Origin of the sequence: Paracoccus sp. N5, from assembly GCF_000371965.1 — a bacterium.
GTDB lineage: Bacteria > Pseudomonadota > Alphaproteobacteria > Rhodobacterales > Rhodobacteraceae > Paracoccus.
Genome location: NZ_AQUO01000003.1, coordinates 22,391 through 45,377, shown reverse-complemented (window position 1 = coordinate 45,377; position 22,987 = coordinate 22,391). Strand labels below are relative to the sequence as shown.

Sequence of the window (22,987 nt, the reverse complement as noted above, 5' to 3'; positions counted from 1 at the left end):
GGTCATCTGCTGCTGCCGGAAAAGCAACACGGAGAAACGTCCATGGTGAAGCAATCGGCAACAGCAGAGGAACCCGCGCTTCCGGTCAGCCGCGGCCAGGCGCTGTCCCCTGCCCTGCTGGCGCGGATTTTCTACCAGGCGTCGCTGGTTCACTTCAACGCGGTGGCCGAGCACCTGTCGGTGCGCGAGGCGTCGCGCCGCCTGAACATCGCCGCTTCGGCGGTGTCGCGGCAGATCAGCCAGCTGGAATTCGCGCTGGGGGTCGAGCTTTTCGTGCGCGACCGGCGCCGGCGCCTGACGCTCTCGCCCGCCGGCGAGATCCTCTATGGCCATACCCGCAACCTCGGCAACATCCTCGACAGCGCCGTGGACGAATTGGAGCTGCTGCGCGGGCTCAAGACCGGCACGGTGCGGATCGCCACGGTGGAAAGCATCGGCATCGCCTTCCTGCCCGAGATCATCTCGGAATTCGGCCGCCGCTACCCGGGCCTGCAACTCGAGGTGTCGATGGTTTCCGGGGCCGAGGTGATCGAGCGGCTGATCGACGAGCGGGCCGAGGTCGGCTTCGGCTTTCCCACCGACACGCATCCGCAGATCAGCGTCGCCCTGCACCGCGACGTGCATATCGGCGCCATGATCCGCCACGACCATCCGCTGGCCGAAAGCCGCGGCCCGGTCAGCCTGGCCGAATGCCTGGCCCATCCGATGGCCATCGCGAATTCCGAGATCTCGATCCGCAGGATCGTCGACCCGTTCCTGTTGCAGGCGACCCAGACGCTGCCGCCCATGGTCGAGGTCGATTCCATCCGCATGCTGGTCGAACTGGCGCTGACCGGGCGCTATGTCTCGATCACCACGCCCATCGGCGCCCAGACCGACATCGCCGAGGGCCGGCTGGTGTTCCGGCCGCTGTCCGAGGAAGGCCTGCCCGCGAACCGCTTTGGCGTCATGCTGCGCGGCGGCGGCACGCTGCCGCTGGCCGCCGCGGTGTTCCTGGACTATGCCCGCAACCAGTTCTTGCGGATCGAACTGCCCGGCGCGGTGCTGGCCGAGAGCGACGAGGGATAGGCGCCCTCGGGCCGGGAAGGATCGCGGCCGGCAAGGCCGCGATCTTCGCTCGGCAGCCGCCTTGGCCGGTTCAGAACCGCAGCGCCGTGGTCAGGAAGAAGCTGCGCCCGGCTTCGGGATAGCCCTCGACCAGCGCATAGTCGCGGTCGAAAAGGTTGCGCACGCCGAACAGCACCTGGGCCCGGTCGCTGGCCGCCCAGGCGAAGTCCAGGTTCGCCAGCGCGAAGCCGCCCATGCGGGTATAGGCGATCGCCGCCGGATCCTCGGGCTGGATCGCGCTTTCCGACAGGCGCGAACTCGACACCTGCACCGAGGACGAGACCGTCAGCACCGGCGTCGCCTGCCAGTCCAGCCGCAGGAAGGCGTTGTGGCGCGGCGTGTCGGTCGGCCGATAATCGGCGCGCAGCGGGTCGGTGATCGAACGGTGCAGCCAGGTATAATTCGCCACCAGCATCAGGCTGTCGGCCAGCTGCCAGTTCGCCGCGACCTCGAAACCCTTGTAGATGCCATTGCCGACGTTGCGGCTCTGGGTGATCTGGTCGCCCTCTTCATCCAGCGCGCCGGTCGGGACCGACTGGATCATGTCCTTGACCTTGCTGTAGAACAGCGCCGCGTCCACGGTCGCGGGACCGATCTCGCCGCTGTAGCCCAGCTCGGCATTCAGCGCGCGTTCCGATTCCAGGTCCGGGTTCGGCACCGCCGTCCCGAAGCGGGTGCTGTAGCGGTCGAAGAGCGTCGGGAACCGGGTGCGCGACGACAGGCTGGCGTGATATTCGCCCGAAGCCTCCGGCTGCCAGATCGCCGCCAGCTGCCAGTTCACCGCGTCCGAGGAGCCCGTCGGCAGGCCGGCGTCATCCTCGGTCCGGTCGGCTTCCAGCACGCGGGCCTTGTCATAGCTGAGCCCCGCGACCACGCGCAGATCCTCGCGCGCCTGCCAGCTATCTTCCAGCGCGACGGACCAGGTTTCCTCGGTGCTGATCTCGGCCGGATCGGGACTGCCGCCCAGGCCCGGGCTCGAGAACTGTATCGATTCATGCTTGTCGCGGCGGAAATGCGCGGCGCTGCGCAGGGTATGGGCACCAATGTCGGCCCCGCCCTCCAGGCTCAGGCCCCAGGAGCGGTCCTTGTAGCGGCTGTCGAAGGCGCGGCGCTCGGTCTGGGTGCGATGGGTGTAATCGTCCCAAGCCGAAAGCAGGTTGTCGAAGCGGTTGTAATAGGCCTTGGTCTTGACATAGCCGGCGCCGAGTTCGGTGTGCGAATAGAAGGCCAGGCTGTCGATGTCCCATTCCGGCCAGGTCCAGTCGCGCTGCCAGCTTTGACCTTCGCCGGGCTCGTCGGTCAGGCCGCGGATCGGCTGGTCGACGTTATAGGGCGCGTTCTTCTGCCCGGTCTGGCGGGTATAGCTCAGCACGTATTCGTCACTCGCGTTCGGCGTCCAGCCGGCCTTGAGGTTCAGCCGCGAATCCTCGCTGTCGGAATAGTCGCGCAGGCCGGCGCCCTGCTGCGGGCGCGGCCGAAAATCGCGCGACAGGTAAAAGCCGTCGCTGTCGCGCTTCAGATAGCTGCCTTGCAGCCAGAACTGGTCGCGCTTCATGCCCAGCGACAGATAGCCGCTGCGGCCCGAGATGTCGCCGCGATTGCCAGCCTCGACCCCCAGCCGGGCCTCGCCCTCGAAGGGCTGTGTCGGCTGGCGCGTGACCAGGTTGAGGGCGCCGCCCATGCCGCCGGGACCGTTCAGCACCGAGACATAGCCCTTTTGCACCTGGATCTCGGCCAGGTCGGGGGTCAGGAAACGGCCATAGTCCAGCCGGTTGTCGGCCGGCAGATAGACCCGGATGCCGTCGATCGACAGCGGCGCCTGGAAGCGGTCGAAGCCGCGCACGAAGACCAGCCGCTCGTTGCGGCTGCCGCCGGTATTGCCGACCTCGACCCCCGGCACCACGGCCAGCGCGTCGTCCAGCGTCAGCCGGTTCTGCCGCGCGACCTCCTCGGCGGGAACGGTGCTGGCGGTGCCGCCCTGCGCATCGGCCTTGCCGGTCAGCACCACCGTGCCCAGCGTGAAGACCGGGCTGGCCTGTTCGGGCTCTTGCGCCCTGCCCGTGTCGGGCTCTTGCGCCCTGCCCGCGCCAGGCTCTTGCGCCATGCCGGTCCCGGGCAGCAGCCCGACCAAAGCCAGGGCGAAAAGCCCCTTCCTGTGAAACCCCATCGCTCCCTCTCGCGAATCGTTATGTTTAATAAGACATAACGTAACCGGGCCGGATGACCATAGGCCGAACGATGTCGCACCCCCGGGGGCGTGTCCGCCGCGCCACGGGGCGCTTGCCAGCGGCGCCCGTTATGTTCCATCATCCATAACGTCGCGGGAATCAGCGTCGAAGGGGAACCACCATGGACATCCGCTATGTCTGCTCCGAGGAGGAGTTCAGGACCGACAGCGTGCTGAGCGCCGCGGCCGAGCGCGCGACGGCGCTTGGCATCGCGCTGGCGGGCACCGTGCAGCCGGTCGACCCCGAGGCGCCGCGCGGCCATTGCGACATCGTGCTGGCGCTCTTGCCCGATGGCGAGCGGCGCGGCATCAGCGTCGATCTGCCGCCCGAGGTGCCCGGCTGCCGGCTGGACCCCGAGGCGCTGGAGGCCGCCGTCGCCGTCGTCGAAAGCCGCCTGCCCGGCGCGCAGGCTCTGGTCGTGAACAAGTTCGGCAAGCAGGAGGCGGCGGGCCGCGGCCTGGTCGGCGCCATCGGCGAGGCCTGCGCAAAGGGCCTGCCGGTGCTGGTCGGCGTGGCGCCGCAATGGCGCGAGGCCTTCCTGGCCTTCGCCGAGGGCAAGGCCCAGCCGCTGCCGGCCGAGACAGGGGCGATTGTCGCATGGTTGCAGCAGGCCTGCCTTGCTAAGGTGGGCTGATTTGCAACCCTTTGGAAAGGAACACCCGATGAAACTCAGCGCAAGGAACGTCCTGCCCGGCACCGTGACCGAAATCGTCACCGGCGCCGTGACCAGCCATGTCCGCATCGACCTGGGCGGCAGCGTGGTCACCGCCTCGATCACCAATGACGCGGTCAAGGAACTGGGGCTCAAGGTCGGCGGCCGCGCCTCGGCCGTGATCAAGGCCTCGGATGTGATGGTCGGCGTGGATGAATGATGCCGGCGCAGACGCGCTGCGGCCGCATGAGCAGGCCGTCGGCACGCCGCAGGGCTTTGACGCCGGGCTGTGGTTCATCGGACGCATCCGCACCCCCTGGACCCGGCGCGGCGACTGCCCGCATCGCGGCGATGCCGAAGCCGGCCCGCCGTGCCGGATCGAGCTGTTCGATCCCTGGGGGCCGGCGCTGACCGGCATCGAGGCCCAGGAGCACCTGCAGATCCTGTATTGGATGGACCAGGCGCGGCGCGATCTGGTGCTGCAAAATCCCAAGTTCGGCGACCGCGCGACGGGCACCTTCGCGCTGCGCTCGCCGGTGCGGCCGAACCCGGTGGCCTCGTCGGTCGTCCGGCTGCTCGACGTGCAGGGGCCGGTGCTGACCGTGCGCGGGCTCGACTGCCTTGACGGCACCCCGCTCATCGACATCAAGGCAGCGTTCGGAGCCCGCGCATGATCCGCCTGACCCGCCGGAGCCTCGCCGGCCTGATCCTCGCGCTGGCCGCGGCCGGCCGGGCGCTGGCGCTGGATGGGGCGCGTTTCACCGATGCGGCCGGGCGCACGGTCGCGGTCCCGGCCGATCCGGCGCGGGTCTTTGCCGCCGGGCCACCGGCGGCGGTGCTGCTCTATGCGCTGAAGCCGCAGGCGATGGTCGGCTGGGTCCGGCCGTTGAAGCCGCAAGACCTGCCCTTCCTGCGCCCCGAGGTCGCCGACCTGCCGACCCTCGGCCGCCTGACCGGCAGGGGCGACACGCTGAACCTCGAGGTGCTTCTGTCCACCCGGCCCGAACTGATCGTCGATTACGGCACGGTGAATGCGACCTATGCCGACTTGGCGGCGCGGGTGCAGGACCAGGCCGGCGTGCCCTATGTGCTGGTCGACGGCGGTTTCGCGCAGATGCCGCAGGCGATCCGGCAGATGGCCGGCGCGCTTGGCGTGCCCGAGCGTGGCGAGACGCTGGCCCGCTATGCCGAGACCACGCTCGCCGACCTGGACGCCATGCTGGCCACCATTCCCGAAACGGCGCGGCCCCGGGTCTATCTGGCGCGCGGCCCCGAGGGCACCGAGACCGCCGGCCCCAACTCGATCAATGCCGAGGTCATCGCCCGCGTCGGCGCCATCAACGTCGCCGCGACCCACAGCGACGGTCTGGCCATTGTCTCGCCCGAGCAGGTGCAGGCCTGGGCGCCCGATGTCATCATTGCCGTCGATCCGGATTTCGCCGCGAATGTCGCCACGATGCCGGAATGGCAGGGCATTCCCGCGGTGGCGCAGGGCCGGGTCTATCTGGCGCCGGGGGCGCCCTTCGGCTTCATCGACACGCCGCCCTCGGTCAACCGGCTGGCCGGGGTGATCTGGCTGGCGCATATGCTGTATCCCCAGGCCGCCAAGGGCGATCTGCACGGCCGGATCGCCGATTTCTACCAGCTTTTCTATGGGCCGCGACCCGATGCCGCCGCTGTCTCGGCACTGCTGGGTGGCTGAGCGCAGCCTGCTGCCGCTGCTGCTGCCGGGGCTGGCGGCGGCGATGCTGCTGGGCGTGGCGCTTGGCCCCTATGGCCTGCCGCCGGGCCGGATCCTGGCGATCCTCGGCGGCGACCGCTCGGACCCGCAGGCGGTCACGGTGCTTCTGAACATCCGCATGCCGCGCGTGCTGGCCGCCGCCATGGTCGGCGCGGCGCTGGCCGCCGCCGGCGCGGCCTATCAGACCGTGTTCCGCAACCCGCTGGTCTCGCCCGACATCCTGGGGGTTTCGGCCGGGGCGGGTTTCGGGGCGGTGCTGGGGATCCTGCTGGGCCTGCCGGTGATCGCGATCCAGATGCTGGGCTTCGGCACCGGGCTGGCCACGGTCGGGCTGGTGCTGGCGCTGAGCCTTGCGCTGCGCGGCACGGGCCAGGTGCTGGTCATGGTGCTGTGCGGCATCGCCGTCGGCGCGCTGGCCGGGGCCGGCATCGCGCTGGTCAAGCTGCTGGCCGACCCCGAGCAACAATTGCCCGCGATCACCTTCTGGCTGATGGGCAGCCTGGCCGGCATCAAGCGCCCCGACATCATCGCCGCCCTGCCCGCCATGCTGGCCGGCCTGCTGCCGCTGCTGGCGCTGCGCTGGCGCATCGGGCTCTTGGCGATGGGCGAGGACGAGGCCCGCGCCATGGGCGTTCCCGCCGGCCGGCTGCGGCTTCTGGTCATCGCCTGCGCCACGCTGATGACCGCGGCCGCCGTCGCCATGGCCGGGGTGATCGGCTGGGTCGGGCTGATGGTGCCGCATATGGCGCGACTGCTGACCGGGCCGCGCTTCGACCGGCTGCTGCCGGCCTCGGTGCTGATCGGGGCGGGCTTCATGGTGCTGGTGGACACCGCCGCCCGCAGCATCGCCCAGATCGAGGTGCCGCTGGGCATCCTGACCGCCGTGCTGGGCGCGCCGATCTTCGTCGGCCTGCTGGCGCGCGGCGCGCGGGGGTGGAGCGAATGACGCCGCTGCTGGCCGCCCGCGACCTGGCCGTTGGCCATGGCGACCGGGTGCTGGTGCGGGGCGTGGATTTCCGGCTGGCGCCCGGACGGTGCTTTGCGTGCTGGGGCCGAACGGCGCCGGCAAGACCACGCTGTTCCGCACGCTCTTGGGACTGATCCCGGCACTCTCGGGCCAGGTGCTGCTGGGCGCCGATCCGATTGCCCGGCTGTCGCGGCGGCAGATCGCGGCGCGGCTGGCGCATGTGCCGCAGGCGCTGGCCAATCCCTTTGCCTTCACCGCGCTCGACATCGTCTTGATGGGTGCCGCCGCCCGGCTGGGCGCCTTCGCCCACCCCGGCAGGCCCGAGACGGCCCGCGCCATGGCCGCGATGCAGGATCTGGGCATCGCCGACCTGGCGGCGGCCGATCTGGCGCGGCTGTCGGGCGGACAGCGCCAGCTGGTGCTGATCGCCCGGGCGCTGGCGCAGGACGCGGCGGCGCTGGTCATGGACGAGCCGACCGCCAGCCTCGACTTCGCCAACCGCCGCCATGTCGGCCAGGCGATCCGCCGCCTTGCCGGGACCGGGCGCGGAGTCATCCTGTCCAGCCACGATCCCGACCATGCCGCGGCGCTGGCCGACGAGGTGCTGCTGGTGAACCGCGCGGGCGTGCTGGCCCTGGGCCCGGCGCCCGAGGTGATGACGGCCGCGAACCTGTCGCGGCTCTACGGCATCGCCATAGATCGCACCGAGGCCGCGGACGGCCGGCTGCATTTCCACTGAGCGGCGTCCGACAGGCAGGGGCGCGCGGGTCCGATCAGCCGCTTTTCCGGCGCGGCGCCGGCTTTTTCCCCGCCGGAGCCTTGCGCGCGGCAGAGGCCTTCTTCGCCACCCCGGCGCTTTCGCGCAGCGCCGTCATCAGGTCCACCACATTCTCGCGCGGGGCCGGCTTGCGGGGGGTGATCTTGCGGCCCTCGATCCGGGCCTTGACCAGTTCGGCCAGCGCCGCGTCATAGCGGTCGTCGAAGCCCGAGATGTCGAATTCGCCCATCTTGGTCTTGATGATATGCTCGGCCAGCTCCAGCATCTCGCCCTTGATCCGCCGGGCGGGAATGTCGCGGAACACCTCGGCGGCGGGACGCACCTCGTGGTCGAAGTTCAGCGTCGTCGCGATCATCCCGGCATCGTCGGCGCGGATCAGCACCGTGCGCACGCGGCGAAACAGCACCGCCCGCGCCAGCGCCGCCACCTTGCGGCGCGCCATGCCCTCGCGGATCAGGGCAAAGGCCTCCTGCGCGGGCCGGTCGGCCGGGGTCAGGTAATAGGGCCGGTCGAAATAGGTGTCGTCGATGTCCGGGCAGGCGATGAAATCCGACACCGCCAGGGTCTTGTCGCTTTCCGGCACCGCCGCCGCGATCTCGTCGGGCTCCAGTACGACATAGTCGCCGCTGGCCAGCGCATAGCCCTTGACCTGGTCCTCGCTCTCGACGGGCTTGCCGGTCTCGGCATCGACGAACTGGCGCCGGACCCGGTTGCCGGTGGCGCGGTTCAGGGTGTGAAAGCCGATCCGCTCGGAGGTCGAGGCCGCCGTGTGCAGCGCCACCGCGCAGCTCAGCTCGGCGATCTGCAACCGGCCTTTCCAGACTGCCCGAGGGGCCATGGCTCGCATCCTTCCGCATCCGCCTGGGGCCAACGCCCGGCCGCGGTCCGGGTTCCGCGCGACCCGCACCCGGGATCACGGCAGCGTGACGGAACATCCCGGCCTCGGGGCGGTTCCCCTTGCCTACCCCACAGGAAAGGAGCGATCGGAATGGACCACAGCCATCACATCCGCCTGCAGGAGCAGGAACTGACCCCGGACACGCTGACCGGCGCCACGATCTATGGCCCGGGCGACGAAAAGATCGGCCATGTCGCGCATGTCCACGGCAATGGCCGCGAGGCGCAGGTCATCATCGACGTCGGCGGCTTTCTGGGCATCGGCGCCAAGCCGGTGGGCATCCTGGCGCGCGAGCTCGATTTCATGCGCGACACCGACGGCGCCGTCCATGCGGTGACGCGCTGGACCAAGGACGAGCTGAAGGCCCTGCCCGAGCATCGCCACTGATCGAAACGGAGGATACGGCCATGGGTGAGAAATTCGACCCGAAGGAGGAGAACGAAAAGTTCAACGTCCAGCAGAAGGCCCAGGCGCTGAAGATGGGCAATGCCGATCCGGCGCTGAACCCCGGCCGGATGCGCCGCCCCGATGAAGAGGCGAATGCCGGCGGCCAGAACCGCGAGGCGGGCGACCGCAAGGCCCGGCAGAACGACCGCGCCACCAACGGCGGGGAATGAACCCCCAAGGAGGAACGACATGCCAGCCAAGTCCAAGGCCCAGCAAAAGGCGGCCGGCGCCGCGCTCTCCGCCAAGCGCGGCGACACCGCCAAGGGCGAACTGCACGAGGCATCGCGGCAGATGTATGAGTCGATGTCCGAGAAGGAGCTGGAAGAACTCGCCAGCACCAAGCGCAAGGGCAAGCCCGAGCACAAGGATTGACGCCGGCGGGCGGGGCCGCCCGCCCACGGGAACAAACCCCGGCGCCGGCCGTTGAACGGATCATGGCGAGCAGAAAGGGAGCATCCCGCATGGCACGCTCCGATCCATTCCGGGGACGCTGAGCATGGCGCTGGAAACCTATCGCGAGAAGCGCGATTTCACCGCCACGCCCGAGCCGCGCGGCGGCCGGCGCCGCAAGACCGGCCAGGCCTTCGTGATCCAGAAGCACGCCGCGCGCCGGCTGCATTACGATTTCCGGCTGGAACTGGACGGCGTGCTGAAAAGCTGGGCCGTCGCCAAGGGCCCCAGCCTGGTGCCCGGCGAAAAGCGCCTGGCCGTGCATGTCGAGGATCACCCGCTGGAATACGGCGATTTCGAGGGCACGATTCCCAAGGGCGAATACGGCGGCGGCACCGTGATCCTGTGGGATCGCGGCAGTTGGGTCCCGATCGGCGACCCGCATCAGGCCTATGCCAAGGGGCACATGGAATTCTCGCTCGAGGGCGAAAAGCTGCATGGCCGCTGGCACCTGATCCGCATGCGCGGCAAGCCCCGCGAAAAGCGCGAGAACTGGCTGCTGATCAAGGGCGAGGACGAGTTTGCCCGGCCCGAGGACGCCCCCGACATCCTCGACGAGCGCCCGGAATCGGTCAAGACCGGCCGCCAGATCGCCGATGTCGCCGGCGAGGCGCCGGGCTGGTCCTCGAAGACCGGGCGCATCCGCAAGACGGCCAAGCCCGCCGCCAAGCCCGAAACCAAACCCGCAGCCAAGGCGCCGGAAGCCGTCCCCGGTCCGGACCCCGCCGCCGTCAAGGGCGCGCGCAAGGCGGCGATGCCGGATTTCGTGCCGCCGATGCTCGCCACGCTGGTGGCGAAGGCGCCGCAGGGCGAACGCTGGCTGCATGAGATCAAGTTCGACGGCTACCGGTTGCAAGCCCGCATCCAGGCCGGGCGGGTGAAGCTCTTGACCCGCAGCGGGTTGGACTGGACCTCGCGCTTCGGCAAGGCGCTGCCGGCGGCGCTGGCCGACCTGCCCCTGGGCGAGGCGGTGATCGACGGCGAGCTGGTGGTCGAAACCGACGCCGGCGCCTCGGACTTCTCGGCCCTGCAGGCCGATCTCAGCGCCGAGCGCACGGACCGCTTCGCCTTCTACGCCTTCGACCTGATGTATCTGGACGGCCATGACCTGACCGCCGTGCCGCTGGTGCAGCGCAAGGCGCTGCTGGCGCCGCTGCTGGGCGCGGACGGCGGGCTCGTGCGCTTCAGCGGCCATCTTCAGGAAAGCGGCGCGCTGGTGCTGCGCCACGCCTGCCGGCTCAGCCTGGAAGGCATCGTCTCGAAACTGGCCGACAGCCCCTATCGCGCCGGGCGCGGCAAGGCCTGGGTCAAGTCGAAATGCTCGGCCCGGCAGGAATTCGTCATCGCCGGCTATGTGCCCTCGTCGGTGTCGCGCAAGGCCATCGGCTCGCTGATCCTCGGCGTCTATGACGGCGGCCGGCTCGAGCATGTCGGCCGGGTCGGCACCGGCTTTTCCGCCGCCGTGGCCGAGGATCTGTTCCAGCGCCTGGAACGGCTGCGCATCCCCGAAAGCCCCTTCGCCGCACGCCTGACCGCCGAGGAATCGCGCCAGGCCCGTTTCGTGCGCCCCGAACTGGTGGCCGAGGTCGAATTCCGCGCCTGGACCGCCGACGGCCACCTGCGCCACGCCGCGTTCCGCGGATTGCGCGAGGACAAGCCGCCCGAGGAGATCATGCGCGAAGCCAGGCCCACCGCCAAGCCGCCGGCCCCGCAGCGCCGCCGGGTGCGACTGACCCATCCCGACCGCGTCTATTGGCCCGACGAGGGCATCACCAAGGAGGGGCTGGCCGATTATTACGCCGAGGTCTGGCGCCAGATCGCGCCCTGGATCACCGGCCGGCCGCTGGCGCTGCTGCGCTGCCCGAACGGCATCGCGGGCGAGAAATTCTTCCAGAAACACGCCTGGAAGGGCATCAGCCCGCATGTCCTGCAAGTGCAGGATCCCCAGGATCCGCAGGGCGAGCCGCTGATCGCCATCGAGGACCTGGACGGGCTGATGGGCCTGGTGCAATCCGCGACGCTGGAGATCCATCCCTGGGGCTCGACCCTGGCCGACTGGGAACGGCCGGACCTCATCACCATGGACCTCGACCCGGGCGAGGACGTGGCCTGGCCCGCGGTGATCGCCGCCGCGCGGGCCTTGCGCCAGCGGCTGAACGATCTGGGCCTTGCGGCCTTCGTCAAGACCTCCGGCGGCAAGGGGCTGCATGTCGTGGCGCCGCTGAAGCCCAAGGCGGAATGGCCGGCGGTCAAGACCTTCACCAAGGCCATGGCCGATGCGATGGCGGCCGACGAGCCCGAGCTCTACGTCTCGACCATCAGCAAGGCCAAGCGGCGCGGCCGGATCCTGATCGACTATCTGCGCAACCAGCGCGGCGCGACCGCCGTCGCGGCCTATTCCACGCGCGCCCGGCCCGGCGCCGCCGTCTCGGCCCCGCTGGGCTGGGAGGAGCTGGACGAGCTGCCCGGCCCGGCCTGGTTCACGCTTCAGAACATGCCGACCCGCCTGACGCAGCTTTCGGCCGATCCCTGGGACGGCTTTCGCGCCGCCGCCGCGCCGCTGCCCAAGGCGCGCTAGCGGCCCTTCGGCTTCTTTTCCGCCGCGATGCTCTTCTTCAGCGCATCCATGATGTCGACGACATTGCTGCGCGGCGCGGGCTTCTCAGCGGCGGGCTTGGCGCTGCGCTTGCGGGTCTTGGTCTTGGCGGCGATGATCTCCAGCAGCTTGTCCTGCACCGGATCGGCGACCATGGCCGGATCCCAGGCCGTCGTGCGGTCGTCGATCAGCCGCGTCACCAGCTTCAGCGCCGCCGGATCGACCTTGCCGGGTTCGATGCCCGCGAAATAGTCCGCCTCGGGCCGCACCTCGTCGCCATAGCGCAGGGTCCAGAGCACGATGCCCTTGTCGCGCGGCTCCAGCAGCACCGCCCGCTCGCGCCGATACAGCACCAGGCGCGCGATGCCGACCGTGGCGGTCGCGGCCATGGCGTCGCGGATGACGCAGAAGGCCTCTTCGCCGATGGCATCGTCCGGGGTCAGGTAATGCGGCTTGTCATACCAGATCCAGCCGATGGAATCCGCGGGCACGAACATCTCGATGTCGATGGTGCGGGTGCTTTCCAAGGCCAGCGAGGCGATCTCGTCCGCCTCCAGCATGACATATTCGTCCTCGCCCCGGGGATAGCCGCTGACCTGGTCCTCGTCCGCCACCGGCTTGCCGGTCCCGGCATCGACATAGCGGCTGGCGATGCGATGGCCGGTCCTGGCGTTCAGGGTATGGAAACGCACCTTCTCGCCTTCGCTGGTGGCCGGGGTCATCGCCACCGGGCAGGTGACGAGCGAGAGCTTCAGATAGCCCTTCCAGAACGAACGCGGCGCCATCGGACCTTCCTGCGCGGGGGGTGGTGCGGGATCAACGGCGAAGGCGGCGCAATGTTCCCGCCCGGGCCATCGCGTCAGCGTGCAGAGGGTCCGCAGGCGGGCGGCGCGGCCAATCCGCCCAGCCGGCGGATTTCGGCGACGACCTCGGCCACGCCCTCGCCGGTGCGCAGCGAACAGAAGCGCACCGGACGCGCGCCCCGCTGCCGCGCCGCGTCGCGGGCCATGCGGTCGCGGTCGCAGCCCACCGCCTCGGCGATGTCGATCTTGTTCACCACCAGCAGGTCCGAGCGGGTGACCCCCGGCCCGCCCTTGCGCGGAATGTCGTCGCCCATGCCGCAATCGATCTGATAGACGGTCAGGTCGGCCAGTTCGGGCGAGAAGGTGGCCGACAGGTTGTCGCCGCCCGATTCGATCAGCACCACGTCCAGATCGGGAAAGCAGCGGCACAGATCCTCGACCGCCGCCAGGTTGATCGAGCAATCCTCGCGGATCGCGGTATGCGGGCAGCCGCCGGTCTCGACGCCGCGGATGCGCTCGATCGGCAGCGCCTGCACGCGCATCAGGTATTCGGCATCCTCGCGCGTATAGATGTCGTTGGTGATCGCCGCGACCGACAGATCTTGCGACAAGGCCCGGCACAGGGCCTCGGTCAGGCGGGTCTTGCCCGCGCCGACCGGGCCGCCGATGCCGATGCGCAGGGGGCCGTTCGGGCTGGTCATGTGCGATAGATCCTTGGCTGATGGGTTTCGTGGCGAATGGCGCACAGGTCGCCGCGAAAGGCGCAGCCGCCCAGGTCGTCCAGCGTCGCGGCCTGCGCCTCGGCCGCGATGTCGCGGATCAGCGGCATCAGGGCCGACAGCACACGCTGGCCGTCGGTCGGGCCGATGGGCACGGATTTGACGCAGGCCGTGACCAGGTTCGAGGCAAAGGCTTGCAGATAAAGCGCCAGCGTTTCGGCAAGCGGCACCCCCGCGCGGGCGGCCGCCATGCCGATGGCGACGGGATAGGGGGCGGCGGGCAGCGCGCCCTCGACGGCCGAGACGGCGCGGGCGAAGCTGGCCCCCTGCTCGGCCGCCTCGCGGCGACGCTCGGCGCAGCCGGACAGCGCCAGGGCAAGCTCGGCGACATCCTCGCCCCGCCAGGCATGGGCCAAGAGGATCGCGTCATTGCGGCCCGCCCCATGGCGCAAAAGATCGGCGATCCAGTCCTGCACCGCGTCCGCCCCGGTCAGCCAGCCATCGGCAATGGCCTGCTCGATCCCGTGCGAATAGGCGAAGCTGCCGACCGGATAGGCCGGGGACAGCCAGGCGAACAGGCGTTGCAGCCCGGCGATCTCAGCCATGATGGTGATGGTGCTGCCCGGACCCATGCGCATGGCCGTGGTCGTGGCCCATCACCTGCGCCGGACCATAGGCGCCGCCCTCGGGCGTAAAGGGGCGGTGCGCCTCGGCCACGGTCGCGCCAAGGCCGACCAGCATGGCGCGCAGCACGTGATCGGCGCGAATGACCAGGTGGAACGGCGCGATCTGGCAAGGCGTGTGGCGGTTGCCGATATGCCAGGCCAAGCGCGGCAGGTCGCCGGTGACGATCAGCACCGGCTCGGCGGCGGCGGCGATCTCGATCAGCCCGGCCTCGGTTTCCAGGGCATCGCCGTGGGACAGCGCGGTCACTTTCGGCAGGTCCACCAGCAGGTCGGCCCCGGCCACCGTGCGCAGCAATTTGCGGCGCAGGAAGCGGGCGTCGTAATCCAGTTCGACCCGGTCGATGGGCCGGGCGGCAAGCGGGGGGTGAAGGACGGACGTGGCTTTCATCTTCAGAACAGGAAATAGCGCTGCGCCATCGGCAGGGACTCGGCCGGCTGGCAGGTCAGAAGTTCGCCATCGGCGCGCACCTCATAGGTCTCGGGATCGACGCTGATCTCGGGCGTCGCGTCGTTCAGCACCATGTCGGCCTTGCCGATGCCGCGGGTGCCCTTGACGGCGACCGCGTCCTTGGCCAGCCCCAGATGATCCAGCTCCGCGTCGCGGCTGACGAAGATCGCCGCGCTGCGTTCGACCGAGCGGCCGAAGGCCCCGAACATCGGCCGCGAATGCACCGGCTGCGGCGTCGGGATCGAGGCATTGGGATCGCCCATCTGCGCCATGGCGATGGTGCCGCCCAGCAGCACCATCTCGGGCTTCACCCCGAAGAACGCCGGGTTCCACAGCACCAGGTCGGCCCGCTTGCCGGGCGTGACCGAGCCGATCTCGTGGCTCAGCCCATGCGCCACGGCCGGGTTGATGGTGTATTTCGCGATATAGCGGCGGACGCGGAAATTGTCGGCCGGCCCCTCGCCCAGCTTGCCCCTTTGCCGGCGCATCTTGTGGGCGGTCTGCCAGGTCCGGATCAGCACCTCGCCCACCCGGCCCATCGCCTGGCTATCGGAGGAGATGATCGACATCGCGCCCAGGTCGTGCAGGATGTCCTCGGCCGCGATGGTCTCGCGCCGGATGCGCGATTCCGCGAAGGCGATGTCCTCGGGGATGGAGCGGTCCAGGTGATGGCAGACCATCAGCATGTCCAGATGCTCTTCCATCGTGTTGACGGTGAAGGGCCGCGTCGGATTGGTCGAGGAGGGGATCACGTTCGCCAGCCCCGCGACGCGGATGATGTCGGGCGCATGGCCGCCGCCCGCGCCCTCGGTGTGGAAGGCGTGGATGGTGCGGCCGCGGATCGCGGCGATGGTGTCCTCGACAAAGCCGGATTCGTTCAGCGTGTCGGTGTGGATCATCACCTGCACGTCCATCCGGTCGGCGACCGACAGGCAGCAGTCGATGGCGGCGGGGGTGGTGCCCCAGTCCTCGTGCAGCTTCAGCGCGCAGGCCCCGGCGCGGACCTGTTCCTCCAGCGCGGCGGGCAGCGAAGCGTTGCCCTTGCCCGCAAAGGCCAGGTTCATCGGGAAGGCATCGGCGGCCTGCATCATGCGGCCGATATGCCAGGGGCCGGGCGTGCAGGTCGTGGCCAGCGTGCCATGCGCCGGGCCGGTGCCGCCGCCCAGCATGGTGGTGATGCCCGAATGCAGCGCATCGTCGATCTGCTGCGGGCAGATGAAATGGATATGCGCATCCATCGCGCCGGCGGTCAGGATGCGACCCTCGCCCGCGATGATCTCGGTGCCGGGGCCGATCAGCACGCCCACGCCGGGCTGGGTGTCGGGGTTGCCCGCCTTGCCGATCACGGCGATGCGGCCGCCCTTCAGCCCCACATCCGCCTTGTAGATGCCCGAGGCATCGACGATCAGCGCATTGGTGATCACCGTGTCCATCGCGCCCTCGGCCCGGCTTTTCTGCGACTGGCCCATGCCGTCGCGGATGACCTTGCCGCCGCCGAACTTCACCTCTTCGCCATAGGTGGTCAGGTCGCGCTCGACCTCGATGACCAGGTCGGTATCGGCCAGCCGCACCCGGTCGCCGGTGGTCGGGCCATAGATCGCGGCATAATCGGCGCGGGACAGGGTTGCGGGCATCAAAGCGCTCCCATCACGCCGGCGCGAAAGCCGTAGACCCGGCGCGCGCCGGAAAACGGGATCAGCGGCACGTCGCGGCTCTGGCCCGGCTCGAAGCGGATCGCCGTGCCCGAGGGAATGTCGAGCCGCATGCCGCGGGCCGCCGCGCGGTCGAAATCCAGGGCCGGGTTGGTCTCGGCAAAGTGGTAATGGCTGCCGACCTGCACCGGGCGGTCGCCGGTATTGGCGACGGTCAGGGTGACGGCGCTGCGGCCGGCGTTCAGCACGATCTCGCCCTCGGCGGCGATGATCTCGCCGGGGATCAGCGAAGCGCACGTCATCCCTGCACCGCCGCGACCACCAGCCCCGCCGCGGCGGTCGCGGCCCCCAGCCAGCGCACCAGCGCCAGCCGTCCCAGCGCGATGCCGGCCAGGTGCAGCGCCCCGGTGGCCAGGGCGAAGCCCGCGACATAGGCCGCAAACCCGTGGCCCGGCCCCTCGGCGCCATGGGCATAGCCATGCATCAGGCCGAAGACCGCCACGACGGGCAGCGCCAGATGCAGCGGCGGCCGCAGCGCCAGGGCGACGGCGGCCCCGACAAGGATGGTCGAGGCCAGGATCACCGGCTCGACCAGCGGCAGCGCCAGATGCGCCGCACCCAGCGCGCCGCCCGCGACCATCGCCGAGACGAAGGCCAGCGGCAGCGCCCAGACCGCCCGCCCGCCAAGGCTGGCCGCCCACAGGCCGATCGCCACCATGGCCAGCAGGTGATCGCCGCCGCCCCAAGGATGGGCAAGGCCCGCCGCGAAGGGCGTGCCATCCGCATGGCCGGGATGGGCAAGGGCCGCGCCGGGCAGCGCCAGCGGCAAAAGGACGGCAAGGGTTTTCCGCATGGGCATGGCTTTCCTCAGCGAATGGGGTGGTGGACGGTCACCAGCTTGGTGCCGTCGGGAAATGTCGCCTCGACCTGGATTTCGGGGATCATGGCGGGCACGCCCTCCATGCAATCCTCGGCGCGCAGGATCTCGGCGCCATGCGACATCAGCTCGGCCACGCTGCGTCCGTCGCGCGCGCCCTCGACCACGGCATCGGTGATCAGGGCGATGGCCTCGGGATGGTTCAGCCTGAGGCCGCGCGCCTTGCGGTTGCGCGCGACGATCGCGGCCATGGCGACCAGCAGCTTGTCCTTTTCGCGGGGGGTCAGGTTCATCGGAGCCTCAGAGTTGCCAGACGCGCGGCGGCGGTCCCGCGCGGAAATGCCGGATCATCGGGATCAGCGCCGCCCGCAGCGCCTGCGAGCCGGGCGCCAGGAAGCGCGCGACCAGCATGCCCGGCAGCGCGGTGACGCCGGCCACGGCGCCCTCGGGAACCAGGGCGCGGGCCGTCTCGCAGGCGTCTTCCGCCCCCGCGGCGACCAGGACCAGGGTCGCGCTGGCGCCGATCCCGGACAGGGTCGCGTCGCTGGCGGGCATCGCGTCCAGCCGCACCGCCTCGGCATGGATCAGGCGCTGGTCGCGCCAGATCCGCCACTGGTCGCGCAGGCTGAGGTGGCGCAACGTCTCTCCATGCGCCGCGCGCCCGAAAACCAGGCTTTCCAGCGCCAGCAGCGTGGCGCCCGCCGCCATCCGCACGCCAAGCCGCCGCGCCAGGGACGAGCCTTCGTAAAGGATGGTTTCCTGCGGCAGCCAGTCAAGCCGCGCGCCCTGCCCCAGCGTCAGTTCGTTCTCGACCTGCCCTGCCCCGCCCGCGCTGCGATAGACCCGCTCGGCCGCCTGCGTGGTCACGGTCAGCGCCTCGTCGCGGCCGGCCTCGATCCGGACCGCCAGGCGGTCGCCGCCGGTGATGCCGCCCGCGGTGTTCACCAGCACCGCCTCGGCGCGGCCGCGCGGCAGCAGGATCTTCATGCAGCCCTGCTGATGCAGCCGCAGCAGCCGGCCCCCGGCCCGCGCAAGATGAACTGCCCCGAAACTGCGCGGAAGCGCCTGGACAGAATTGGGCTGGTCGAATGCCATGAGCCGGTCCCGGATTTGCCTGCCCCGACCAGGACCGGAATGCCCCCGAGGGTCAATCGGCGGCGCGGCAGGGGCAACGGCTCGCGCCGGATCCGCGGCCGGAACTGCCCGATTTCAAGGTAGGCTGCACGATTTTTGAGCTTTCGCGAAACGGGCGGGCCGGCACGGGCGCCGACCCGCCTTGGCGAATGCTCCCCGCCCTGTTGCGCCCCCAGATCGGGCCAGCGGGAATCCCGCCAGCAGCCGCCCCCTGTCGCCCCCGCCGGCCGTGATCTCTTGCAGCGCAGCCTTCGACGGCACGGCGGCTCCGCTTTGCCCCGGGCCGCGGCCAGGATCGGCGCAGCGACAGGGAACAGCGCGGGTCGCGGCGGCCGCCTTCGCCGCCGTGGCGCGGATCTGGGCATGGACGGCCGTATGCTGGCCCGCGACGGCCAGCATCGGCGCGGCAAGCCGGGCCGCGGCGCCAGAAGCCCAGCCGGCGGGTCAGCCCGGCGACATGCTGGCCCGGGAACAGCCTGTCGCGGCGGGCTTCCGCGCCCGCGACGGCGGCGATGGCATTCCCGGTCGTCCCTTGCCCGAGCGCCCCGGTTTCGGCCCTGCGGCGGGACGGTGCCGGCGCCGGTCTCGGCGTGACGCGGGCGGTCAGGACCGGTCGTGATCGACGGGCCGGGCGATCCTGAAGATCGAAAAGGGCATGATCTTCTCCGGGCCCCCCTGTCGCGGGGCCGCGCCCTGCCCGCCCGCCGGATGATGGCCACGGGGACCGGCGGTCGCCCGCTCTGCCAGATCGACGGCATGGGCCCTCGCGAAATGCAGCGGCAGCGCAGCACCGCTCGGGTCTCGCCTTCCTCGGCCGGGCAAGCGCGATGCCGATCCATTCGTGCACCGCCCTGCCCGACCTGCGGCGGCCTGCCCCGGGGTCGCGCCCCCCTGCCCTCTTCGCGGTCATGCCCGGCATGGCGGACCGGCAATCGGCCGACCCGGCCCGCGCCGCCCGACGCGCGGGCGCTGGAATCACCCGGCGCCGCCCGGCTTATCGTTCCAGCAGCGACTGGATATGCAGCATCAGGCTATCCATCAACTCCGAGTTCAGCGCCTCGCCTTCCAGGCGCAGGATATGCCCCTTGCTGTCGGTGGCGCGGCGAATGGTGATGCCGCTCGAGGTGCGCAGGGTCTTGTCGTCGATCCAGCCATAGCGCAGCGGCGCCGTGGTCCGGGGCCGCCCGCCCCGGCGGGCATCGCGCGGGGACTCGTCCAGGCTGCGGATCACCGGCTCGATCACCGACCATTCGGCATCGGCATTGTCCGGGGCATGGCGCGACAGCGCGTCCCGCAGCGGCCGCTCGGCGCCCCGGCGCAGCGCCATCGCCAGTTGCAGACCGCGCCGTTCGGTCAGGCCTTCGGGACATTGCAGCATGTCGCCCAATTCCTCGAAGATCAGCGCGAAAGAGCGGATCTTGGACCGCTTGGCCTTGGAGCCGCTGGCGAACAGCCGCTCGACCGCCTCCTCGGTATTGGCAAAGGCGCCCTGGCGGGCGGCGATGACCGCGATGCGGCCACGTTCGAAATGGCTCAGCTCCTCGCGGACCTCATTCTCCTCGATCATCGAGACGAAGGCGCCGCCGCTGGACGCGCGCGGCCGAATTAAAGCACGGATATTGCTGTATTTTTCTGCCTGGGTCAGCTCTCTCAGGCCCCGCACCGCCAGCAGGCGGCGATAGCCCGAAAGCAGGCCATAGCACTGGCCCGCCCTGCCCGGCTTTTCCAGCTCGAAGACCTCGATCGGCAGCCGCAGCCCATGCGCCGCGATGGACTGCCGCAGCTCCAAGATCGCCTCCTCGCTCATCACCATGCGGTCGCGGATCATCGCCGCCTCGTCGATCTGGTCCAGCGGCAGCTCGACCATCAGCAGGCCCTGCTCTTGCGCGACATGCAGCCGGGCCGCGTCGGCCTCGATCCGGGCGCGCTCGGCCCGGGCGCCGGTGTCCTCGGGCTGCAACCGGGCCGCCGCCTCGGCCGCGACCTGGGCGATGGGCGCGACGCCGCGCAACGCCGCGGACCGGCCCGAGGTTTCGCTGCGAAACTCCTCCTCGATCCGCGTCAGATCGGCGGTGCTCGGGGCTTCCAGACGCCGGCGCCTAGCCATGGGCAGTCTCCTCGCTTGCGGCCGTCCCGGCCGGTTCCATCTGCAGGTCGCGCCACCAGGCGCCCAGGACCAGCGCCTTGACCTCGGCCCAGGTGCGGTCGAAGGTCTCGCGCCCGCGCATGTAGGTGTCGCGGTTGAATGCGCGATAATCGGCCTCGTGGATGCCGTTCACCTGCTCGCCGGCCTGGCCGATCATCGCCGTGACCTCCTGGCGATAAGGGGTCATGAAATCGCCGAAATAGGCCTGGATCACATTGGCCAGGTCGGTCTGCTGCCCGGCGTCGAAACGGGTGATGATCGCGCGCACCGCATCCCATTCGAAGCGCATCTCGGGCAGGCCGTCGCGGCGACGGGCGGCGTTCTCGCCGTCCTCGACGCTGGCGAAGGTCGAATAGAGCATGTCGAAGAAGCGGCCGGTCGAGTCGAACTCCAGGAAGGTCGCGCCAAGCGGAACCAGCAGGATGTCGGCCGCCGCCAGCGCGTTGATCGTCAGATAGCCAAGCGCCGGCGGCGTATCCAGGATGACGATGTCATACTGCTCGAAGATGCCGTCGTGCCGCAGGCCGTTGGCCAGGGCGTCCCAGAGCGGCCAGCTGCGCAGGGCCATGCGCCAGACCGGCACCTGGAACTCGGCCCAGTAGAGGTTGAGCTGCGCGCCCAGCAGGTCGATGTTCGGCCAATGCGTGGCCTGGATCAGGTCGCGGGCGCCGAGCGTCAGCGCCTCGGCCAGGGTCTCGTCCAGGGGCAGGGGATCCTGGCCCGCCGCGGCCCGCACCCGGTTCTCATCCTGCAGCGCCAGCGCATAGTCCCTGGCCAGCAGCGGGAAGGCGGTCGCCCATTCGTCGGCAACCTTGCCGCCCAGGATCGAGGTCATGCTGCCCTGGCTGTCCAGGTCCACCACCAGCACCCTGTAGCCGTCGAGCGCCGCCGACATGGCCAGATGCGCCGCCGTCGAGGTCTTGCCGACGCCGCCCTTGAAATTCGCCACGGCAATGGTCTTGGCCGGCAGGCCCTGCGGCCGCCAGGGCCGATAGTCCCAGTCCGCGCCCTGGCCGGCGAAATGGTCGCGCAGGCGCAGCACCTCGTCGAGGGTGAACCCTTTCGAGTGGCCTTCGCCCAGGCCCTGCGGCAGGTCGGGAAATTCGCGCAGCACGCGGCGAAAATCCGCCGCCGGCACCGGGATCAGGTAGCGGCAGACCTCCCAGGTGGAGAAGCGGCGCAGCCGCTTGCGGCCGTCGGGGGCATAGCCGCGTTCGGCCAGGTCCTGGCGGCCGCGGGCGGCAAAGGCGGCGGCCTTGGCGAAGCGCGCGGTGTCGACCGGCTCGGAGAGCCCTTCCGCCGCCTTGGCGGGGTCGATGTCGAAATAGGGCGGAAGGGGGTCCTTGCCTGGCATCACACTTCCCTGCGATATACTGCTTCGATGGGCGTTTTGGCCGATCTATCGCACATGAGCCGGCAAAAGTGAATCGCTGATACCGGTTTCGCCGCGAAACCTTGCCGAAAAGGCGGAGGGCGGTGGTGGAGTGCTGAATCCATAAATTTCTATTTATATTCAGAATGTTAAGTCAAATACCGCCGGGCGCGGGCGCCGGCTGCCATGCGGGACCGCCCGACGCTGCTGCCCGGCCGCGTGCCGGCCATGGACCTGTCAGCCCGGCGGCGCCGTCGTCTCGCGCAGCATGAGCTGCGGTTCCAGCCGGGTGACGGCGGCGACCTTTTGGCCGGCGATGGCGGCCAGCACCACCTGCGCGGCCTTGCGGCCGAGGTCGCGCTTGGGCTGGCGGATCGTGGTCAGCGCCGGCAGCAGATGCGAGGCCAGCTCGATGTCGTCAAAGCCCACCACCGACACGTCCCGCGGCACATGCTGCCCGGCGCGGCCGAGGTCGGCGATGAAGGCGCAGGCCATCTCGTCCGAAAAGGCGAAGACGGCGCCGGGACGCTCGGCCGGCGCCAAGGCCAGCCAGTGCCGCGCCGCCGCCTGCCCGGCCTGCAGCGAGAAATCGCCCGGAAACAGCGTCAGCCGCAGGCCCTGCGCCGCCGCCCGCGTGCCGGCCAGACGGGCCTGATGCAGCACGTTCGCCGGCGGTCCGCCGATCACGCCGATATGGCGATGCCCGAGCGCGCGCAGATGCGTCACCGCCAGCGCCGCGCCGCGCTGGTTGTCCAGCACCACGCGGGGCAGGGCGGCGTCCTCGATCCATTCGCAGGCCAGCACCACCGGCGGCCGGTCCGGGCCCGGCGCCAGCTGCGCGGCCGAGGCGCGCCCGTCCAGCAGGATGATGCCATCGGCGCGCGAAGGGTCGAGAAAGCGCCGCAGCGTGGCGGGCAGGCTGTCTTGGTCCTGCGTATCCGCGACCAGAAGGTCATAGCCCGCCGCCGCCAGCTCGCGCCCCATGCCGTCGAGGATCTTGGCGAAGAACGGATTGCCGAGGTTCGGCACCAGCGCCACCACGCAGCCGGTGCGGCCCTTGCGCAGGTTGCGGGCGGCGTGGTTCATCCGGTAGCCGCTGCGGTCCAGCGCCTGCGCCACCGCCTCGCGGGTCGGCGCGGCGACCATGTCGGGATGGGACAGCACCCGGCTGACGGTCGCGGTCGAAACCCCCGCCATCCGCGCCACATCCGACAGCCTGACCCGGCCCTGCGGCCCCGCGTGATTGTCCATCGCGTCAGGCTAGGCGCTTGCCCGACCCGCCGCAA

25 protein-coding genes are annotated in these 22,987 nt (G+C 70.3%); 11 read left to right on the top strand and 14 right to left on the bottom strand.

The window, feature by feature from the left end; all coding sequences use genetic code 11:
- The first annotated feature begins 42 nt into the window (after window positions 1–42).
- Window positions 43–1,068, top strand: coding sequence for a LysR family transcriptional regulator (locus PARN5_RS22650; protein WP_018001473.1), 1,026 nt, complete (start codon window positions 43–45; stop codon window positions 1,066–1,068).
- Window positions 1,069–1,138: 70 nt separating this feature from the next.
- Here PARN5_RS22650 and PARN5_RS0119605 read toward each other — a convergent pair whose 3' ends face one another.
- Complete coding sequence (locus PARN5_RS0119605; protein ID WP_081615046.1) at window positions 1,139–3,274, bottom strand: TonB-dependent receptor; 2,136 nt, start codon at window positions 3,272–3,274, stop codon at window positions 1,139–1,141.
- Window positions 3,275–3,456: 182 nt separating this feature from the next.
- Here PARN5_RS0119605 and PARN5_RS0119600 point away from each other — a divergent pair, with 182 nt between their 5' ends.
- The 6 genes from PARN5_RS0119600 to PARN5_RS0119575 all read left to right on the top strand — a co-directional run bounded on the left by PARN5_RS0119600 (window position 3,457) and on the right by PARN5_RS0119575 (window position 7,434).
- On the top strand, window positions 3,457–3,969 hold the full coding sequence (locus tag PARN5_RS0119600; RefSeq protein ID WP_018001471.1) for a DUF2478 domain-containing protein: 513 nt from the start codon (window positions 3,457–3,459) through the stop codon (window positions 3,967–3,969).
- Window positions 3,970–3,997: 28 nt separating this feature from the next.
- Window positions 3,998–4,207: a molybdopterin-binding protein gene (locus tag PARN5_RS0119595; protein ID WP_018001470.1), complete on the top strand. Its 210-nt coding sequence runs from the start codon at window positions 3,998–4,000 to the stop codon at window positions 4,205–4,207.
- Window positions 4,200–4,661: a tRNA (N6-threonylcarbamoyladenosine(37)-N6)-methyltransferase TrmO gene (gene tsaA / locus PARN5_RS0119590; RefSeq protein WP_018001469.1), complete on the top strand. Its 462-nt coding sequence runs from the start codon at window positions 4,200–4,202 to the stop codon at window positions 4,659–4,661. The genes PARN5_RS0119595 and tsaA overlap by 8 nt, the downstream gene beginning before the upstream one ends.
- Window positions 4,658–5,689 carry an ABC transporter substrate-binding protein gene (locus PARN5_RS0119585; protein ID WP_018001468.1) on the top strand — a complete coding sequence of 344 codons (1,032 nt, stop codon included), beginning with the start codon at window positions 4,658–4,660 and terminating at the stop codon, window positions 5,687–5,689. Before tsaA ends, PARN5_RS0119585 begins: the two co-directional genes overlap by 4 nt.
- A complete protein-coding gene (locus tag PARN5_RS0119580) occupies window positions 5,682–6,674 on the top strand; it encodes an iron chelate uptake ABC transporter family permease subunit (RefSeq protein WP_026155591.1) in 993 nt (330 codons plus the stop codon). The genes PARN5_RS0119585 and PARN5_RS0119580 overlap by 8 nt, the downstream gene beginning before the upstream one ends.
- 97 nt (window positions 6,675–6,771) lie before the next feature.
- Window positions 6,772–7,434: an ABC transporter ATP-binding protein gene (locus PARN5_RS0119575; RefSeq protein ID WP_232419504.1), complete on the top strand. Its 663-nt coding sequence runs from the start codon at window positions 6,772–6,774 to the stop codon at window positions 7,432–7,434.
- Window positions 7,435–7,468: 34 nt separating this feature from the next.
- On the opposite strand, the gene PARN5_RS0119570 is transcribed toward PARN5_RS0119575, so the two are convergent.
- The gene (locus PARN5_RS0119570; protein WP_026155590.1) at window positions 7,469–8,311 is read right to left on the bottom strand and encodes a Ku protein; all 843 of its coding nucleotides are present in this window, start codon (window positions 8,309–8,311) and stop codon (window positions 7,469–7,471) included.
- A 150-nt stretch (window positions 8,312–8,461) separates the two neighbouring features.
- Here PARN5_RS0119570 and PARN5_RS0119565 point away from each other — a divergent pair, with 150 nt between their 5' ends.
- The 4 genes from PARN5_RS0119565 (at window position 8,462) to ligD (ending at window position 11,846) form a co-directional block, all read left to right on the top strand.
- Entirely contained in the window at window positions 8,462–8,758 is a 297-nt protein-coding gene (locus tag PARN5_RS0119565; RefSeq protein ID WP_018001464.1) for a hypothetical protein, read from the top strand.
- Between the two features lie 20 nt (window positions 8,759–8,778).
- Complete coding sequence (locus PARN5_RS0119560) at window positions 8,779–8,988, top strand: hypothetical protein (RefSeq protein WP_018001463.1); 210 nt, start codon at window positions 8,779–8,781, stop codon at window positions 8,986–8,988.
- Window positions 8,989–9,007: 19 nt separating this feature from the next.
- Window positions 9,008–9,190, top strand: coding sequence for a DUF3008 family protein (locus PARN5_RS0119555; RefSeq protein ID WP_018001462.1), 183 nt, complete (start codon window positions 9,008–9,010; stop codon window positions 9,188–9,190).
- A 124-nt stretch (window positions 9,191–9,314) separates the two neighbouring features.
- Window positions 9,315–11,846: a DNA ligase D gene (gene ligD / locus PARN5_RS0119550; protein WP_018001461.1), complete on the top strand. Its 2,532-nt coding sequence runs from the start codon at window positions 9,315–9,317 to the stop codon at window positions 11,844–11,846.
- Here ligD and PARN5_RS0119545 read toward each other — a convergent pair.
- The 12 genes from PARN5_RS0119545 to PARN5_RS0119490 all read right to left on the bottom strand — a co-directional run bounded on the left by PARN5_RS0119545 (window position 11,843) and on the right by PARN5_RS0119490 (window position 22,952).
- The gene (locus PARN5_RS0119545) at window positions 11,843–12,649 is read right to left on the bottom strand and encodes a Ku protein (RefSeq protein WP_018001460.1); all 807 of its coding nucleotides are present in this window, start codon (window positions 12,647–12,649) and stop codon (window positions 11,843–11,845) included. The genes ligD and PARN5_RS0119545 overlap by 4 nt on opposite strands.
- 74 nt (window positions 12,650–12,723) lie before the next feature.
- A complete protein-coding gene (gene ureG / locus PARN5_RS22645) occupies window positions 12,724–13,368 on the bottom strand; it encodes an urease accessory protein UreG (protein ID WP_018001459.1) in 645 nt (214 codons plus the stop codon).
- A complete protein-coding gene (locus tag PARN5_RS0119535) occupies window positions 13,365–13,991 on the bottom strand; it encodes an urease accessory UreF family protein (protein ID WP_051071070.1) in 627 nt (208 codons plus the stop codon). The genes ureG and PARN5_RS0119535 overlap by 4 nt, the downstream gene beginning before the upstream one ends.
- On the bottom strand, window positions 13,984–14,460 hold the full coding sequence (locus PARN5_RS0119530; RefSeq protein WP_018001457.1) for an urease accessory protein UreE: 477 nt from the start codon (window positions 14,458–14,460) through the stop codon (window positions 13,984–13,986). Before PARN5_RS0119530 ends, PARN5_RS0119535 begins: the two co-directional genes overlap by 8 nt.
- A 2-nt stretch (window positions 14,461–14,462) precedes the next feature.
- Window positions 14,463–16,154, bottom strand: coding sequence for an urease subunit alpha (gene ureC, locus PARN5_RS0119525; RefSeq protein WP_018001456.1), 1,692 nt, complete (start codon window positions 16,152–16,154; stop codon window positions 14,463–14,465).
- A complete protein-coding gene (locus tag PARN5_RS0119520; RefSeq protein ID WP_026155588.1) occupies window positions 16,154–16,459 on the bottom strand; it encodes an urease subunit beta in 306 nt (101 codons plus the stop codon). Before PARN5_RS0119520 ends, ureC begins: the two co-directional genes overlap by 1 nt.
- Before the next feature lie 11 nt (window positions 16,460–16,470).
- Window positions 16,471–17,031: a HupE/UreJ family protein gene (locus PARN5_RS0119515; protein ID WP_026155587.1), complete on the bottom strand. Its 561-nt coding sequence runs from the start codon at window positions 17,029–17,031 to the stop codon at window positions 16,471–16,473.
- 8 nt (window positions 17,032–17,039) lie between these two features.
- Window positions 17,040–17,342, bottom strand: a complete 303-nt coding sequence (locus PARN5_RS0119510) for an urease subunit gamma (RefSeq protein WP_018001453.1) — start codon at window positions 17,340–17,342, stop codon at window positions 17,040–17,042.
- A 7-nt stretch (window positions 17,343–17,349) separates the two neighbouring features.
- Window positions 17,350–18,036, bottom strand: coding sequence for an urease accessory protein UreD (locus PARN5_RS0119505; protein WP_157404104.1), 687 nt, complete (start codon window positions 18,034–18,036; stop codon window positions 17,350–17,352).
- Between the two features lie 1,141 nt (window positions 18,037–19,177).
- Window positions 19,178–20,290 carry a ParB N-terminal domain-containing protein gene (locus tag PARN5_RS0119500; RefSeq protein WP_018001451.1) on the bottom strand — a complete coding sequence of 371 codons (1,113 nt, stop codon included), beginning with the start codon at window positions 20,288–20,290 and terminating at the stop codon, window positions 19,178–19,180.
- Window positions 20,283–21,683: an AAA family ATPase gene (locus tag PARN5_RS0119495; RefSeq protein WP_018001450.1), complete on the bottom strand. Its 1,401-nt coding sequence runs from the start codon at window positions 21,681–21,683 to the stop codon at window positions 20,283–20,285. The genes PARN5_RS0119500 and PARN5_RS0119495 overlap by 8 nt, the downstream gene beginning before the upstream one ends.
- Before the next feature lie 255 nt (window positions 21,684–21,938).
- Complete coding sequence (locus PARN5_RS0119490; protein ID WP_018001449.1) at window positions 21,939–22,952, bottom strand: LacI family DNA-binding transcriptional regulator; 1,014 nt, start codon at window positions 22,950–22,952, stop codon at window positions 21,939–21,941.
- Window positions 22,953–22,987 lie beyond the last annotated feature (35 nt).